At 66.8% G+C, this 16152-nt stretch carries 12 protein-coding genes; 4 read left to right on the top strand and 8 right to left on the bottom strand.

Going from position 1 to position 16152, the window contains the following annotated elements; translation table 11 throughout:
- Positions 1-4 precede the first annotated feature (4 nt).
- Positions 5-457, top strand: a complete 453-nt coding sequence (locus ACZ3HL_RS17405; protein WP_465419660.1) for a CBS domain-containing protein — start codon at positions 5-7, stop codon at positions 455-457.
- Positions 458-565: 108 nt separating this feature from the next.
- Complete coding sequence (locus tag ACZ3HL_RS17400; protein ID WP_465419658.1) at positions 566-1156, top strand: Rv1733c family protein; 591 nt, start codon at positions 566-568, stop codon at positions 1154-1156.
- 116 nt (positions 1157-1272) lie between these two features.
- On the opposite strand, the gene ACZ3HL_RS17395 is transcribed toward ACZ3HL_RS17400, so the two are convergent.
- The 4 genes from ACZ3HL_RS17395 to ACZ3HL_RS17380 all read right to left on the bottom strand — a co-directional run bounded on the left by ACZ3HL_RS17395 (position 1273) and on the right by ACZ3HL_RS17380 (position 6772).
- On the bottom strand, positions 1273-3714 hold the full coding sequence (locus ACZ3HL_RS17395; RefSeq protein WP_465532019.1) for a PEP/pyruvate-binding domain-containing protein: 2442 nt from the start codon (positions 3712-3714) through the stop codon (positions 1273-1275).
- 498 nt (positions 3715-4212) lie between these two features.
- Positions 4213-4689, bottom strand: coding sequence for a hypothetical protein (locus ACZ3HL_RS17390; RefSeq protein ID WP_465419654.1), 477 nt, complete (start codon positions 4687-4689; stop codon positions 4213-4215).
- A complete protein-coding gene (locus ACZ3HL_RS17385) occupies positions 4686-6101 on the bottom strand; it encodes an ATP-binding protein (RefSeq protein ID WP_465532017.1) in 1416 nt (471 codons plus the stop codon). The genes ACZ3HL_RS17390 and ACZ3HL_RS17385 overlap by 4 nt, the downstream gene beginning before the upstream one ends.
- A complete protein-coding gene (locus ACZ3HL_RS17380; protein WP_465419650.1) occupies positions 6098-6772 on the bottom strand; it encodes a response regulator in 675 nt (224 codons plus the stop codon). Before ACZ3HL_RS17380 ends, ACZ3HL_RS17385 begins: the two co-directional genes overlap by 4 nt.
- Before the next feature lie 169 nt (positions 6773-6941).
- On the opposite strand from ACZ3HL_RS17380, the gene ACZ3HL_RS17375 reads away from it, so the two are divergent.
- Entirely contained in the window at positions 6942-8081 is a 1140-nt protein-coding gene (locus ACZ3HL_RS17375) for a DUF418 domain-containing protein (RefSeq protein ID WP_465532015.1), read from the top strand.
- 217 nt (positions 8082-8298) lie between these two features.
- Here ACZ3HL_RS17375 and murD read toward each other — a convergent pair whose 3' ends face one another.
- The 3 genes from murD to murC are packed head-to-tail and all read right to left on the bottom strand — an operon-like array spanning position 8299 to position 11683.
- A complete protein-coding gene (gene murD / locus ACZ3HL_RS17370; RefSeq protein ID WP_465532013.1) occupies positions 8299-9672 on the bottom strand; it encodes a UDP-N-acetylmuramoyl-L-alanine--D-glutamate ligase in 1374 nt (457 codons plus the stop codon).
- Entirely contained in the window at positions 9669-10271 is a 603-nt protein-coding gene (locus ACZ3HL_RS17365; protein WP_465532011.1) for a beta/alpha barrel domain-containing protein, read from the bottom strand. Before ACZ3HL_RS17365 ends, murD begins: the two co-directional genes overlap by 4 nt.
- The gene (murC, locus tag ACZ3HL_RS17360; RefSeq protein WP_465532009.1) at positions 10268-11683 is read right to left on the bottom strand and encodes a UDP-N-acetylmuramate--L-alanine ligase; all 1416 of its coding nucleotides are present in this window, start codon (positions 11681-11683) and stop codon (positions 10268-10270) included. The genes ACZ3HL_RS17365 and murC overlap by 4 nt, the downstream gene beginning before the upstream one ends.
- Positions 11684-12783: 1100 nt before the next feature.
- Here murC and ACZ3HL_RS17355 point away from each other — a divergent pair.
- Complete coding sequence (locus ACZ3HL_RS17355) at positions 12784-15045, top strand: ATP-binding protein (protein WP_465532007.1); 2262 nt, start codon at positions 12784-12786, stop codon at positions 15043-15045.
- Positions 15046-15242: 197 nt separating this feature from the next.
- Here ACZ3HL_RS17355 and ACZ3HL_RS17350 read toward each other — a convergent pair whose 3' ends face one another.
- Entirely contained in the window at positions 15243-15725 is a 483-nt protein-coding gene (locus tag ACZ3HL_RS17350) for a hypothetical protein (protein ID WP_465532005.1), read from the bottom strand.
- Between the last annotated feature and the right edge of the window lie 427 nt (positions 15726-16152).

The raw sequence follows: 16152 nt of genomic DNA, 5'->3' as shown, positions 1-16152 counted from the left end.
CGTGATGCATGCCAGTGAGATGGCGGAGGAGTTCCCGGTCGTGGACCTGGACTCCGACGCGCTCGACGCGGCCCGTTTACTGGCCGAACACCGGTTGCCGGGCATCGTGGTGACCGACAGCGGCGGCTGCCCGCAGTCCGTGCTGCCCGCGTCCCAGGTCGTGCGCTTCCTGGTCCCGACCTACGTTCAGGACGACCCGTCGCTCGCCGGCGTGCTGAACGAATCCATGGCGGACAGCGTCGCGAGCAAACTCGGTGGCAAGAAGGTCCGTTCCCTGCTGCCCGGTGAGCCCGCGGAACTGCCCCGCGTGAACGCGGACGACACCATCATCGAGGTCGCCGCGATCATGGCCAGACTCCGTTGTCCGCTCGTGGCCGTCATGGAGGCCAAGACCCTGCTCGGCGTGATCTCGGCGTCACGCCTGCTGCAACTGGCACTCACCTCCCCACGGTCCTGAGCCACGGAGCCGCCAGCTCGCCCGACGTTCGGCTTCTCATCGAGGCGCCACCTGCTTATCGTGGGGGTTTGGACTGTTTCGTCCCAATCGGGTGGACGGAGGTCGGTGGTGAGCGCGCGACAGGTTTCGTGGGTGACCCGGTTCCGGCGGGTCTATCTCGGCCATGGGCCGTTGACGCGGCCCTGCGATCGCCTCGAAGGCGTGATCGTCCTGATCTCGGTATGTCTCGGTCTCGCCGCCGTTCCGGTCACGATCTCCGTGGCGCAGGACGGCTACGCGGCCGAGATCCGGGGCCTCGCGGAGGAACGGGCCTCTCGGCGGGAAGTGCTCGCCACCACGCTGGCCGACGCCCCGTATCCGAACGTCGTCGCGCTCCGTGCTGCTCCGCAAGTGACCTCCGCGAACGTCGAAGTCCAGTGGCCCGGCCCGGCGGGCGAACCGCGCCGGGGCACGGTGTCCGTCCTCTATGGAACCGTCGCCGGCACGGAGATTCCGATCTGGCTTCACGAGGACGGCAGTCTTGCCACCACGCCGAGGGAGCCCGCTGACGTCGCTGCCGCGGCGGTCTCCGGTGGTGTCCTGTCGTGGCTGTTGTTCGGCGGTGCGCTGGGCCTGGCCTGCTCGGTGACTCATCGGATCGTGAATCAGGTCCGTGACCGGTACTGGGAGCGTGACTGGGCACGGTTCGACGCTCGTTAGAGAACGGCCCACGCGACGGGATGTCCGAGGTCGAGTCGCCGTCACGTGCACCAGCACGATGGTGGAACGCGAGGCCGGACGGCTTCCCGTTCGGTCACGGTCGGGCGCGGGCGGTGTCAGTCTTCGTCCATTATCCGCACCGTGCCCGCGGTTCCGTCGATGGTGATCAGCTGGCCGGTGGTGATCTCGTGGGTGGCGTTGCGGACGCAGATGACGGCCGGGATGCCGTATTCCCTGGCGACCGTCGGGCCGTGCGCGACCGGTGAGCCGGTTTCGGTGACCAGACCCGCCGTGGTCAGGAACAGCGGGGTCCATCCGGGGTCGGTGGTCGGTGCCACGAGGATTTCGCCCGGCTCGATGTACGCGCCGGCGGGATCCCGGATCACCCGCGCCTTCCCGGTCGCCTGGCCCGCCGCACCGGCCATTCCGGTCAGCACGCCGTCTTCGGCGGGCCCCGGCGGGACAAGTGCTTCCACGTCGGTTCCGTCGGAGAGCAAGGCGCCAGGGACAGCGGACCGCCGGAGCTCCCGTCGGTGGTCCGCGCGGCGCGAGGCGACCAGGTGCCGGTGGTCGGTGGCGTCGTGGACGGCCGCGCGTACTTCGTCGAGTGTGAGGAACATGATGTCGTCACGGGATTCCAGCAGGCCGCGCGACACCAGGTCGTCGCCGATGAGGAGGAGTTGCCGTCTGGAGGCTTGAATCGCGGGCAGCCAAGCGAACTTTCCGATCTCGCGCAGCCCGGTGAGCTTGCGCGACCGGCGCATGAGGAAGGTCGCGATCCGGCCGCGGACCGGCCGGCGGCGTCGTGCTCGGCGGGACAGCGTCTCGATCATCGCTTCGGCTTTTCGCGCGGCTTGGTGGAATCGCCGGTCCGGGGACTGTTCGGGGTCGTCGACCCGGAGGTAGTTGGCGATCGTGGCGAACAGCGGCGCCGGCTCCTCTTCCCAGCGGGGCATGCCGACGTCGATCTCCGCGGCCGCGCGCATACCGTATTTCTCCAGGAACTCCGCCATCCCGATGTCGGGCAGCTTCCCGGCCCGGTACCGCGCCGCCAGTTCGTCGGGTGGGGTGCCGAGGAAGACCTCGCGGTGCTGCCGCGCGTTCACCGCGAGGTTCCAGAGGAGGAGGTCCATCTCGGTGGTCACGTTGTGCGGCATTCCGCCGAGGACGGTGTCCAGTTCCTCGTTCGAGGCCACGCCCTTCAGAAGGCCGGATGGTGCGACGCTGAGGAGGATCCCGGCCATCAAGGGCCCCGTGAGCCCCAGCATGCCGTGACCCATGATCGCCCGGTGGGAATCCTCGACCACCCACCTCAGTCTTTCCACCGAGGTGGCCGAGTCCGGGGGCGGCACGATCAGGCGCCGCATCTCCTCGACCGCACGGTACGCGCGGACACGGGCCACGTCCGGGCGGGCCAGACTGGACACGATTCCGGTGACCACGCTCGGTGCCAGCGACGCGGTCGCCCTGAGCATGTTGCTCAACCGGAACGGAAAACCACGCCGTGGGGCGAAGCGTGGATCGGTCATCATGTGCTCGACCGCGCCTTGCACTCGCGGTCCGTACACCTGCAGGGACGTCGACAATCGCTTACGCATGGCCTTGTGGCGGACGAAGTCGGTCAGATCGAAATAGAGTCGTCGACCGATGGGCACCAGCCGGGGCAGCGGATCCCGCGCGTCGCCCCGGACACCGTGCGCTTGGAACCACAGCGCCGACCCGACCTTGAGCAAGGACACTCCCATGGGCGTGCAGGGGCGGAGCATCCCCTGGATGTGCCCGAACTCGAGGTACAGCCGGGTCTCGCCCGTGTCCGGCGGCGACGGGAACAGGGTGGTGATCGGCCGTGACTGCAGCAGCCACAGCACGCCGTCGGAGTCGATCGCCCACTCGATGTCCTGGGGAGAGCCGAAATGTCGTTGCAGGCGCAGGCCGGCGTCCCGGAGTTGTCCGAGCGCCTGTGTGCCGAGACAACCTCCGGCGAGTTCGGGCACGGTCCGCGCATGGTGGTCGAGGACGTAGTGATCGGGAACGACGGTACCGTCGACGATCGCCGTTCCCAGACCGGGAGCGGCGTCGATGATCATCTCGGTGCGGCAACCGGTGATCGGGTTGGCGGTGAACAGAACGCCCGCCGCCGCGGGATCGATCATCCGCTGGATCACCACCGCCATGGCGGCGTCGTCGATACCGACCGAGGCGCGATAGGCCACCGCCCGATCGGAATGCAAGGAGTTCCAGCATTTGCGGACGGCCTCGACGAGCGAGGCCGTCCCGTCGATGTCGAGAAAGGTGTCCTGCTGACCGGCGAAGCTGGCATCCGGCAGATCTTCGGCGGTGGCGCTGGACCGCACGGAGACCCGTCCGCCGCCGAGCCGCTCGTAAGCGGCGGTCACTTCCTTCTCGGGGATCTCTCGCGAGAGATACGCCTCCACGGTCAAGCAGAAGCCGTCCGGGACACGCTCGCCCGCTTTGATCATCTCTCCGAGGCCGGCGGCCTTCCCGCCCACCAGGTCGATCATCGAAGAATCGATTTCGGACAGCCGGATCAGTTTCATCTCGCGTCCTCTGGTTCCGCGGCGTCGTTGCCGAGTCGGCGTCCTGGCTGGGTGATCAGGTCGTCAGGTGACGAGCGCGCGTTCAGCGTGGTCGAGGGGCCAGGTTCCCGATGCAGGCGAAGAGAAGCACGATGGAGATCGGTGCCGACATAGCCGCTTTCCTGCCCCTCGTCGCCGTCGATAGCTGGCGTTTCACGCTAGGGGCGTTGGGTCGACGCGCATGCCTTCTCGGTGGATTTTTTATGCTTTCTCTACGCGAATGGACCGGGCGGGTGAATCCTTCGGGGCGGCTTGGGCGCGCTGGCGTGCGCAGAGACAGGCCCTCGTTCCGCCGAAGGGGCAGTGATGCCGAACAAGCCCTTTTCGTCTGGTCGAGGAGTGTCGCAGGTATCGGATCGTTTCAGACCTCTCGGGCGTGTCTCGGGCTCGCGGATGCCGGGTTCTGTCGTGTGGGTCGCGCCCGTCGGGTGGTCGCGATCTCTTGCCCGCTCGGTCGGTTTACTTGATCAAGGGGCACGTCCGCGACGCGTCCGCTTCGGTGGTCCCGATGGTGAATCCGAGCCGCACTTTCGCTGTGCGCGCACCGCCCCCCTGCACATGGACGCCGAGCGCGGTGCAGACGATCTGATCGATCCCCAGCGGCGACACCTCTCTGCGCGCCAGGGGAAGGTTGAGCTGGATGAGTTCGAGTTCGGTCGTCACCCTGACCCGGGGGAGCGCGGACAGCGCGATTTCGGTGTGCAGGCCCTGGCCGGGAGCGGCTCCGCTGAACAGTAGCGCGAGCGCGTCGGCGATCGAACCCAGTCTGCCGCTCCTGCGCTCATCAGGCTGCAATCGCTGCTGCGCGTCGACGAAGTACAGCGTCACGCCGGGCGCGACTCCGGTCGGGGCGTCACCGCCGGGTGCCGGCCCGTCCGGGCTCACGCCGCAGCCCGCGAGCAGCAAGCAAGCGGCCAATGCTCGAAGAAGTTTCACCTGGCCTCCGGATTCCGGGGCAGCTCGAGGACGAAGCGGGCGCCGGCGCCCGTGATGTCGTACGCGTCGAGGTCGCCGCCGTGCGCACGGGCGTTCTCCTTGGCGATCGCCAAGCCGAGCCCGTTGCCGGGGGTACGGGCGCGCCCGGTGTCGGCCTTGTAGAAGCGATCGAATACGTGGGGCAAGACCTCTTCGGAGAGCCCGGGGCCGTGGTCGGTCACCTCGACGTACACCTTGGCGGCGGACGTGGAGACACGCACGCGGACGGGTCGCGCGCCGTGGCGCAGGGCATTGCCGACGAGGTTGGCGACGATGACGTCGAAGCGGCGACGGTCGGCGAGCAGGCGGATTCCGTCCGGTGCTTCGAGTTCGACCTCCTCGAGCCAGGCGCGAGCACGCAGGCAGCGGTACACGGCGTCGGCGACGTCGAATTCCTCCAGCCGTAGCTGAGCCGTTCCGGCGTCGAACTGGGAGATCCCCATCAGGTCTTCGACGAGGTTCACGAGCCGGTGGGTTTCGGTGATGGCCAGTTGCGCGGATTCCCTGGCATCGGGCTCCATCCCGTCCGTGGTGGTCGCGAGCACTTCCACCACCGCGGTGAGGGTGCTCAGCGGGGTACGCAATTCGTGGGAGACGTCCGCGGCGAACCTCTTGGCGTCATTGCGCATCCGCTCCATCGTGGCCATCGACGTCTGCACGGACTCGGCCATGTCGTTGACGGTCATGGTGAGTTCGGCCAGTTCGTCGGCGCCCTTCGGTTCGGTGCGCGCCCCGAGGTCGCCGCGGGCCAGCCTGCGCGCGGTGTCGCGAAGCTGCCGGACCGGGCGCAGGACCCCGCCCGCGGCCAGCAGGGCGAGCAGGATCGACAGCGGGAGCGTGGCCGCGGCGGCGATCGCGGCCGCCCTGGTCAGTGCGTCGGTTTGCTGCCGCACACTGGTGAGGTCGTGGGCGGAGTAGACCTCGATCCCCGACGGGGTGCGGGTTCCGTCCAGCGCGGTGATCATGACGGGGGTACCGATCACCAGCCACGGGACGCCGTCCACGCTCAGCCGCTGGGTGATGAGCTGCCGGCGCAACCGGACCTCGGCGTGCAACGCCTCGGTGGCCAGGCGAGAGGCGGCCCCGTTTTCGGACCGCAGGGCCGCGTAGGTCACCAGGGTGTCCGGACCCAAAGCCGACCGCAGCCGGTCGAGTGCGTCCTGGTCCGGTGGATAGTCCAGCTGGGACGTGAGCGCGCCGAGCTGATCGGTGACGGTCTTGGTGAGCCGCTGCTGGGCGGCGTCGACCAGTGAGCTGCTCGCCGATCCGGCACTCGCCGCGCCCGCCGCCGCGGCCACCAGCACCGTGGTCAGCACGAAGGCGAGGAGCAGCCGCCCCCGCAGCCCGCGTGGCCACAGCCGCCGCGCGGTCACAACGGCCCGAACCGGTAGCCGAACCCACGCACCGTCTGGACGTAGACGGGGGTGGACGGATCCGCCTCGATCTTCGCCCGCAGCCTCTGCACACAGTTGTCGACCAGCCGCGAGTCGCCCAGGTAGTCGTGTTCCCAGACCTCCTCCAGCAGCTGCGTGCGGGTGAAGACCCGGCCGGGCGTGCGCGACAGGGTCAGCAGCAGACGCAGTTCGGTCGGGGTCAGCCGCAGCGGGTCCCCACGCACGGTCACGGTCAGCGCGGCGGCGTCGATACGCAGGTCGTCGTGCACCCGTACGTCGTCGTCGGCACTTGTGCCGCGCCGCAGCACCGCACGGATCCGTGCGTCGAGCACCGCCGGCCGCGCCGGCTTGACGACATAGTCGTCCGCGCCGACCGCCAGCCCGGTGACGACGTCGAAATCATCGCCGCGGGCGGTGAGCATGATGACTGGCACCTGGCCGTCCGCCCGGATCCGGCGGCACACCTCGAATCCGTCGATACCGGGCAGCATCACGTCGAGTACCACCAGATCGGGGGAGGAGGCGCGGAGCTCCGCGAGCCCCTTCTCACCGGTCTCCGCGACGCGCACGTCATGCCCGTGCCTGATCAGCGCCAGCTGAAGACCGCGTCTGACCAGCGGGTCGTCCTCGATCAGCACAATCGACACCATCTGTCCATTATGGATACGCAGCCGACGCGCGGCGACCGCCGACGGATTTCTGCGACAGAACTGCGACACGTTTTCCACTGTCCTCGGACGTCCGGCCCGCAGCGTGACAGCCATGATTCCCACTACTCCCGCAGCGTCCACAGTGCACACGGCCGACCACGGACACCGGGTGCCGAGGGGGCGCCTGCCCGGAATCGACGTCGTTCGCGCACTGGCGCTCATCGGTGTGTTCATCGAGCACTTTCGGATGAACGGATGGTTCCGGGCGGGACCGGTTCACGACACCGGCCCGGCGCTGCTGTACTGGGTGAACGTCGAAACCTCCTCGCGGGCGATGAGCCTGTTCGTCCTCCTCGCCGGGGTTTCGCTGGCGCTGATGACGGGAGGATCCCGCCCCTATCAAGGGAAGAGGACGCGCACGACCGTACTGCGGGTGGTCGTCCGCGCGGTGACGCTCTGGTTGATCAGCCTCTGCATCGACGAGTTCGCTCCGTCCGTCATCGCCGTCTACGCGGTACTGCTGGTGTTCCTGCTGCCCTTCACGCGCCTGCGGCCGCGGACGCTGTTCATCCTCTCCGCCATTTCCATCCCCCTTGTCACTTCGTATGCGATGTGGGTGCTTTCGACGCATATGGACTGGATGCGGACCGATACTCCGGACGGTCTCGCGTTGCTGGCCCATCCGGAAAGCTGGGGCGAATACTTCGTCACGCTCTTGTCAGTCGGAAGCGGTTTCCAATTCAGCTACGGAATTCCGCTCGTCCTGGCGGGGCTGGCCATCGGCAGGCTCGACCTGCACGGCCGGGCGGTCCGGATCAAGATGCTGGTCACGGGGTCGTGCGTCGCGCTCGGTGCCGTCGTCCTCCACCTTGCGGCAGCGAAGCTCTTCGGTGTCGACGAGCTGCTCAACGGGCGGTCGCCGGGTGATCTGGTCTGGCAAGAGGTGCTCGTGATGCCGGGCCCCAATTCCGTGTATGCCACCAGCATCGTCGGGATCGTTTTCATGATCGGTGTGGCGCTGGCCTTGCTCGGCGGTTTCCTGATGCTGACGGACCGGCGGATCTGGCAACGGCTCCTGTGGCCGCTCGCGGCGGCAGGCGGCATGACGATGACGTGGTACGCGGGGCATTTCCTCTACCAGTCGGCGATCGGCCAGCCGAAGGCCTACTCGTTCGGGTACTTCTGCGCGATAGTGGTGGTGACGCTCGTGGCATCGGTACTCTGGCGGCGCTGGGTCCGGCGCGGACCACTGGAATGGCTGGTGCACAAGGTGATCATGACCGTTGTCCCCGCTCCGAAACTGCCGTGACCCGGTCGTGCTCGACCGCCACCCCGGCAGCCCCGAGCGGGTAAGGCAGAAGTAGCGTGTTGCGAAAGCCACTTTCGCAACCTTCAAGGTTGCGAAAGTGGCTTTCGCAACACATCGGCGGGGCCGCGGAGACTGCCCCTCGAAAAGCCCGAAGCACGCCACGGAGGGCCTCTTCGGCCCACCTGCCCATCCGTCCGCGCCCACGTCGGCTTTGGCCTCAGCCGGTCAACGCGCTGACGGCCGCTTGAAACACCTTGCCGCGCTGCGCATAGTCCGCGAACATGTCCCGCGACGCCGCCGCGGGTGCCAACAGCACCACGTCACCGGGGCGCGCGAGCATGCTCGCCGCTCGCACCGCGGCAGTCATGTCCGTGTCGTTTCCCGCGTCGAATATCCGCACCGGCGTCTCGGGTGCGTGCCGGGCCAGGGCGGTGGCGAACAGGTCGCGATCCGCGCCGATCAGCACCGCTCCGCGGAGCCTGTGGGCGGTCTGGGCGACGAGGGAGTCCACCGAAGCGCCTTTGAGTTGACCGCCGGCGAGCCAGACCACGTGTTCGTGAGCTTGCAGAGAGATCGACGCCGCGTGCGGATTGGTCGCCTTGGAGTCGTCGATGTATCGCACGCCGTCGACCTCGGCGATCGTTTCCGCGCGGTGCGCGGCCGGCCGGAACCGGACCAGGCCGTCCCGTACCGCCTTGGCCGGCACGCCATAGGCGCGGGCGACCGCGCCGGCGGCGAGCGCGTCGGCCCATCCGGCCGGGCCGGCCGGGTGGATCTCGGCGGTCTCGACGAGTCGCTCAGCCACGCCAAAGGCACGGTCCACCAGCACGCCGTCGCGGACACCGAGCTGACCCGGTGCGGGCTCCGTGAGCGTGAACCCGACCTTCCGGCCGGCGGGAGCCCGGGCCAGCAGACCCGCCACCGCGTTGTCGTCGACTCCGCCGACGGCGATGGCGCCGGTCAGCGCACGAGCTTTGGCCGCGCGGTAGGCGGCCATGTCACCGTGCCAATCCAGGTGATCCTCGGCAAGGTTGAGCAGCGCACCGACCGACGGCCGCACCGAGGGCGACCAATGCAACTGGTGACTGGACAGTTCCACGGCCAGTACCCGATGGCCGGAGTCGAGCACCTCCACCACCGGCAGTCCGATATTGCCGCAGGCGATCGCGTCGACGCCGGCCGCCCGCAGGATCGACTCCAGCATGCCTACGGTGGTGGTCTTACCGTTGGTACCGGTGACCACCAACCAGGTCGGCGGGTCGGTCAGTTCGGCCGCCATGCGCCAGGCCAGTTCGATCTCACCGATCGTTTCGATTCCGCGCTCGGCGGCAGCGACGAAAAGCGGACTGTCGAGCCACCAGCCCGTGCTGGTGATCACCAAGTCGATATCCTCCGGCGGTTCGGTGAGCCCGACGGACAGTGTGAGACCAGGGATGTCCGCGAGGGCGGTGAGCCGGCCGGCATCATCGTCGGTGACGGTGACCTGGGCACCGGCCGCGCTCAGGACACGGGCGACCGCACGGCCGGTGATGCCCGCACCGGCCACCAAAACCGCCCGCTCCTCTGCCTTGAAGGCGTCCGCGGGCTTCATGGCTCGCTCCCTACGAAATCACCGATCGCGCTTCCACCGAGCAAGATCACCTCGGCCCCCGCCTCGGCCAGGGTGACCGTCGTCGGAGGCAGCAGCGCCGCTGCCCTGGCCTGGGCCGCTCGCTCGGTGAAGTCGAGATACACCGCCCGCGCGCCCAGTTCCGCGGCGAGCCGCACGCCATGTTCATCGGCTACTTCCACCAGCGGCGTCATGCTCGACCGCAGGGCCACCCCGTACAGTTCGGCGAGCCGTTCGGGGGTCAGGGCCGCCTGCACCAGTGAGATCGCGTCGGCGCCGCAGGCCTTGGCTTCCCACAGCCGGCGCTCGGAGAAGACCGGGTTCCGTAGGAGAACCGGCGCCTCCACCGCGGCGCGGACCGCGGCGAGTTCCTCGCGGCCGCCATGCTGCCAACGCTTCTCGGTCACCACGCTGACCGCGGCACAGCCTCTGCGGACAGAGCGCATCGCCTGATCCGGACGCCGTACTTCGCACACCACAGGGGTGGGACCCGATCGGCAGGCGTTGGGAAAGTCCCGGACAGGTTTCGCGCCGGCGGCGAGAGTCCTCGCCTGTCCGGTTCTGTGCCACGAGCGCGTCATCGGTGGCCGTCCGCCGGACGAACGCGAAGAGCGGTGAGCACTTGTTCGGCCATGGCCGACATCGGGGCCGCTCCGAGCGTGACGACCAGGTCGCCGGGGCGCGCCCGGCGGACCACTTCTTCGATCGTTTCGGACCAGCCGCCCGTGAATGCCTTCGCTCCGGCCGCCAAGGGGATCGCTTGTGCCAGTTCAGCTCCGTGGTGACCTCGTTCGCCTGCCGCGGTGCGGTCGAACACCTCCATGACGATCGCCTGGTCGGCGAGGGCGAGCGCCGCCGCCGCTTCGGTTCGGAAACGCCGGGTCCGGAAGGTGCCACAGGGCTGGCACACGGCGATGAGACGGCCACCGCCCGCCACGTGACGCAGTGTCCGCAGGGAGGCGGCCAGCGCCGTGTGGTGGCCCGCGTAATCGTCGTAAACCCGCACACCACCGGCGAATCCCTTGAGCTCGAATCTCCTGCCCACACCCGGGTAGGTCCCTAAGCCCTCCATCGCTTTCTCCGCGGAGACGCCCAAGCGGGTGGCGGTCAACAACGCGGCAGCCGAGTTGAGCCCGAGATGCGCGCCGGGAACCGGCACGGTGACCTCGCCGAGTGGTGTGCCGTCGAGATGTGCGTGATAGCGAGTCCTGGTCGCCGATGAGGACAGACCCGACACCCGCAGGTCCGCGTCCTCACGCTGTCCGTAGGTGTACACGGCCATCCCCCGCCCCCGCGCGTGCACGGCGAGCGCGCGGCAATGGGGATTGTCGGCACTGGTAACCACGAAACCGCCCGGCTGGACCTGACCGCAGAACTGGAGGAACGCGGCCCGCAGACCGGCCATGTCACCATAGGTGTCCAGATGATCGGTGTCGATATTGGTGACGACCGCGAATCGTGGGTCGTAGTGGCGAAACGACCGATCGCTTTCGTCGGCTTCGGCCACGAACAGATCGCCTCGCCCGTGCGCGGCCGACCCGAATCCGATCAAGTCGCCACCGAGCACAAAGGACGGATCGAACCCGCTGTGGCGCAGCGCGGTGACCAACATGCCGGTAGTGCTGGTCTTGCCGTGCGTCCCCGTGACGGCCACGCTCCGATAGCCGGCCATGATGGCCGCGAGCGCCTCGGCGCGGTGCAGTACGCGCAAGCCGCGCCGCTTGGCGGCGACAAGTTCCACATGATCGTCGGGAATGGCCGTGGAGTACACCACGGTGTCCGCATCGTCCACTGCGGACTCACCATGATTCGAACGCACGGCGCAGCCCAACGCGCGCAGACGCGCCACCGACGGCCGGTCGCCCCACTCGCTGCCGGACACAGGGAAACCTCTGCGCAGCAGTATCTCCGTGAGACCGCTCATCCCGACTCCGCCGCATCCGACGACATGCACACGCCCAAGATCCTTCGCTGTCAACGTGTTTACGTTCATACTGATTCCTCCTTCGGCGGCCGTGCGTTGTTGCGGTATGACCAATCGCTGTCCCGATGCCCGCCGTCAGCGATACAAGGGCCGAGCATGAAGAAAATCGTCATTGCCGAGGGCATTGCCCGGACATGTGGAGCGAAGTCGGATCCATTCGTGTCCGACCGCCTCGTCGCGGGACACGCTAATGAGACTTGCGACCACTTTCGCGTTGGTGCTCGATGTCGAGACTCCATCACGACTGTCGTCGATACGTCCACGCCATGTCGCAGTTCTGTGTCAGCAGGAGGGTCTGTCCCTCGGCACCGGCGCCGGCGGTCCCGATCCGGCCGACCAGTGCCGCAACTCGACAACCGCATCGTCGAGACTTATAGCCACGTCGTCCTGAAGTCGAGCGACGCTCGCTCCGCTGTCTCGAGCGCCGCTGGCGCAAAGCACACGGGTGTTGGCCGACCGGATGCGCCACAGCCGGCTGGATCTGCGCGAAGCCTCTTGACCCCCACTGCGCCACGGTGGCGGGAAAGCAGCGGTGAAAATCGGAGTAGCTGAGACGTTTCCCTGCCTCGCTTCACCGCGAGCCCTCGGCCTGGCGCCTGCTGCTGATCATCGAGCAGGCAGCGCAGCGAGATCGATCCTCCAGCAGAGGGGCCTGAATCGATCCGCCGTAAAGCGAAAAAACCCTCCCTGACCTGCGGAAGTTTCCGCTGATTCGGGAGGGTTTTCGTACTGTGGAGCTAGGGGGCACGAACCCCTCCCCCCTCACTGCCAGGCAGGTTCTGGCAGGGCTCTGACCTGCGATTATCGAGAGCCCGCTGGTCGACTGGAGCAGTCGTGCTCCGGTCGATGCGGTTCGGTGTTGTTTGGGTGCAGCCGCAACCGACGTCGTGCTCCAGAACTGCTCCAGGAAATTGGTGTGAGAGGCCAGATTGACGGTAGAGGTGGTGGGTAGATGTCGTTACTACAGAGAGGGATTGCTACGGACGTTCTCCAGGCCCGCACCGCTCTGTCTCGGATGCTAGCTCCGAGACAGAGCGGTGCAGCAGCAGGAACGAGACGGAGCAGGCAGGCTCCGTCTCGCTCATGCGCGAAGGCAGGAAGAAGGTGGGGTGATCGCAGGGGAGCTCGACGAGAAGTCGGGCCTGGCCCGTCCGGCCATCGCTCGCGCCGAGGCGGAGAATGACGTTGCGACCGCGACCATTGCCAGGATCGCTCAGGTGCTGGGCAAGGTTGAGATTAGGGACGACGACTGTAGCTGCGAGTGGATCTGTTCACGGCCGTCGTCGGTGCTCTTCGGTATGGTCACCCTGTCTGCGGCGAAGGGATGGATCATGGCGCTGACGACCTCTCTGGCGGGCCGAGTTCGCAACACGAGCCTGCCTAAGAGCCACGCGCTCCTGCCGCTCCTCGAGGCGATCGTCAACGGTATCCAGTCGATTGAGGCGCGATACGAGTACTCCGCGGTGCCCGGTCGGATTGATGTGCGGGTGCATCGCGACGCGCAGGCCGAGTTCGACTTCGGTCCATCGGGCCCTGGGCGTGTCCCTGTGAAGCCGATCGTCGGCTTCACAGTCGAGGACAACGGTGTGGGGTTCACGGCTGAGAACATGTCCTCGTTCGAGACGTTGGACAGTGGCTACAAGGCTGATCTTGGCTGTCGCGGCGTCGGCCGGCTGCTGTGGCTCAAGGCCTTTGACAGGGTGTCGGTACGCAGTGCGTACGAGGACGAGGGCGGGCAGCTGCAGGGACGCCAGTTCAGGTTCTCGGTCGATCGCGAGGTCGAGCACGACGGCGACGCGGACGGGTTCACGGGCACTGGCGCGGTGGTAAGCCTCGACGGTTTCAAGAAGTCGTTCCAGCAGCACGCGCCGAAAGGCGTCGACGCCATCGCGCGCGAGGTGTTCGAGCACTGCATCTGGTACTTCCTCCGGCCCGGTGGCGCGCCTGGTGTGACGATCACGGACGACGACGAGTCGGTGACGCTGACCGACCTGATGGACGAGTTCGTCGACTCGGAGATGTTGCCTACGGTGATCGAGGTCAGGGGCAAGAAGTTCGACATGCTGAACCTTCGGCTCAGGTCATCGACACGCAACTCCGTCCCCCGCCTCCACTGGTGCGCGGCGAGCCGCGTCGTCATCGAGGAGAACCTGAGCGGGAAAGTGCCGGGACTCCACGGCAAGCTCAAGGACCAGAAGTCCGGTGAGTTCGTCTACGCGTGCTATCTGACATCGGATTACCTTGACGACCGTGTCCGGTCCGATCGGACGGCGTTCGACATCAGCGAGCACACCGCTGGGGAGACGCTCGTCGACGACCTCTCGCTGGACGACATCCGGGACGTCGTCTACGAAGAAGTCGGAAAGATCCTGGAAGAGCCGCTCAAGTCGGCGCGCGAGCAGGGCAAGCAGCGCCTTCACGACTTCGTGAGCAAGCATGCTCCGCGGTACCGACCGGTCCTGGCCAAGATCGAGGAGCGTGGGATCACGGTCGATCCATCGGTCAAGGACCAGGACCTTGAGCTCCTGCTTCATCGGCACCTGCAGAAGATCGAATCCGAGGCGTTACTTCAAGGACAGGCGATCTTTGCGGAAGCCGATTCGGAGTCGGCGGAGGACTACGCGGAGCGGCTCGCGACGTACCTCAGCACCGTCAGCGAGATCAACCAATCAGACCTGGCCGCCTACGTGGCGCGCCGCCGAACGGTGCTGGATCTGCTCGAGCGCCTGATCCGTGCGGACAAGGACGGAAACTACAGCCGAGAGGACGCGATCCACACGTTGATCGTTCCCATGCGGACAGACTCCAATGAGGTCTCTTCCGAGGGATCAAACCTGTGGATCATCGACGAGAGGCTTGCTTTTCACGACTACCTCGCGTCCGACAAGACTCTGAAGAGCATGCCGATCACGGGGTCCGTTTCCACCAAAGAACCCGACATACTCGCGACGCGTCTCAATGACTCGCCGGTGCTGGCAGCGGAGGGGCAGAAGCTGCCGCTGCCATCGATCGTCGTGGTCGAGATCAAACGTCCGATGCGCAAGGACGCCACCGAGGACAAGAATCCGATCCAGCAGTGCCTCGACTATGTCAAGAGGATCCGCGCAGGCGGCGTGATGACCGCGACGGGAAGGCCAATCCCGCCGACGCACGAGCCGCCAGCCTTCTGCTACATCATCGCCGATCTCACGGCGAAGATGATCGAGCGGTGCGAGATCTCAAACCTGCGGCCGACACACGACGGCCTCGGATATTTTGGCTTCAATGACTCCGCCAAGGCCTACATCGAGGTCATGAGCTTCGACGGGCTGGTCAACTCGGCCACGGAGCGGAACCGGGCGTTCTTCGACAAACTGGGGCTACCCAGCTAGGCGCAGCACTCGGACCGATTCTCCGCAACATCGGCATCGCCTTCTTCACGCGCAGGTGATCTGCCGTGCTCGTCGAGCGCGAGCGCAAGAAGCGGCCTCCTTGGCATACATGCCGAGTTCACCGGCGACGAACCCTCGCGCCCCAGGCCATTGGGACCACTCGGCGTCCTCGTTGAACAGCTACAAGAGTGGACCTATCAGGCGACGCCTGTACCCCACGCACTGCATTCTTTCTTGTTCGAGTGGATCATCGTGCCGCATACCTGTATGCGGACGACACGGCCTTCGGTGATGTTGCGGCTTCCGTCCGGAGTGCCGAGTTCGTGCGTCTTTTCGGTCCCCGTGATCCTGTCCTTGTCCAAGACGTTCCCGTAGCGGTCGAGTACCTCCACGTTGACATAGACCTTGCCCGCGACGGGGTAATTGTAGATGACGAGAAGCTCATCGTAAGCGTGGAATACGGCCCAAAGTTGCGCGTTCTTGAGCTCTCCGCACTCAGCCTCGCGGGTGATCCACACGGTGGCGTTCTTGCCGCCCTTGTCGCTCGGGTACGGGCGCTGGAAACTATCCCGGCAGCCGGTATCTGCCTGTGCCGGTGTCTGGCCGATAGCCAGGGGAGTGATCAGGATGGCTGCAACTGCAAATACTCGCAGTGCAACCCTGCTGAGAAACGTTTTCACTTTGACTTCCTTCCGTCGGTTAGCTCGGGTCGTGCTGCCGCAGGCCTCAGCTCTACCGCCCGGATTGTGAGCGGGAGCGTCACTGCTTGATTGAGACCGCGAGAACTGGTAACACTGGCCCATTCTCGCGGTCTCTATGGTGGCCGACGCCTTGATGGCCGCGGCCGCACAAGAGAATATGGCGGCTGGCCGGACTCGGCCAGAAGTTTGCGTCCCATCGAAAACAGTCCATTGAGGACCTTTCTTCCGGTGCTCCAAGCATCGCTGATTCCCAAGCTGCGAGAGGCTGAATTGGCCCAGCCTCTGCCGCCCCGTCGGAGTCGGCACGACCACTTGCGCCGCCGTCGGGCACATCGCGGCCGCGCAGGACGACGACGCTGTTGAGGCCGGCGGACGTGTCCGGCCCGTCAATCCCGGTGGTCGTGGC

The sequence above is a fragment of the Amycolatopsis sp. NPDC000009 genome, from assembly GCF_055563465.1.
The sequence above is the reverse complement of the archived record's forward strand: the minus strand, read 5'-3'. Positions and strand labels throughout refer to the sequence as shown.

Excerpts from the sequence above, each read along its gene's own strand:
- ACZ3HL_RS17365 (WP_465532011.1), bottom strand. The coding sequence starts at position 10,271 with ATGACGCGCTCGTGGCACAGAACCGGACAGGCGAGGACTCTCGCCGCC.
- murD (WP_465532013.1), bottom strand. The coding sequence starts at position 9,672 with ATGAAGCCCGCGGACGCCTTCAAGGCAGAGGAGCGGGCGGTTTTGGTG.
- ACZ3HL_RS17380 (WP_465419650.1), bottom strand. The coding sequence starts at position 6,772 with ATGGTGTCGATTGTGCTGATCGAGGACGACCCGCTGGTCAGACGCGGT.
- ACZ3HL_RS17405 (WP_465419660.1), top strand. The coding sequence starts at position 5 with ATGCATGCCAGTGAGATGGCGGAGGAGTTCCCGGTCGTGGACCTGGAC.
- ACZ3HL_RS17395 (WP_465532019.1), bottom strand. The coding sequence starts at position 3,714 with ATGAAACTGATCCGGCTGTCCGAAATCGATTCTTCGATGATCGACCTG.
- murC (WP_465532009.1), bottom strand. The coding sequence starts at position 11,683 with ATGAACGTAAACACGTTGACAGCGAAGGATCTTGGGCGTGTGCATGTC.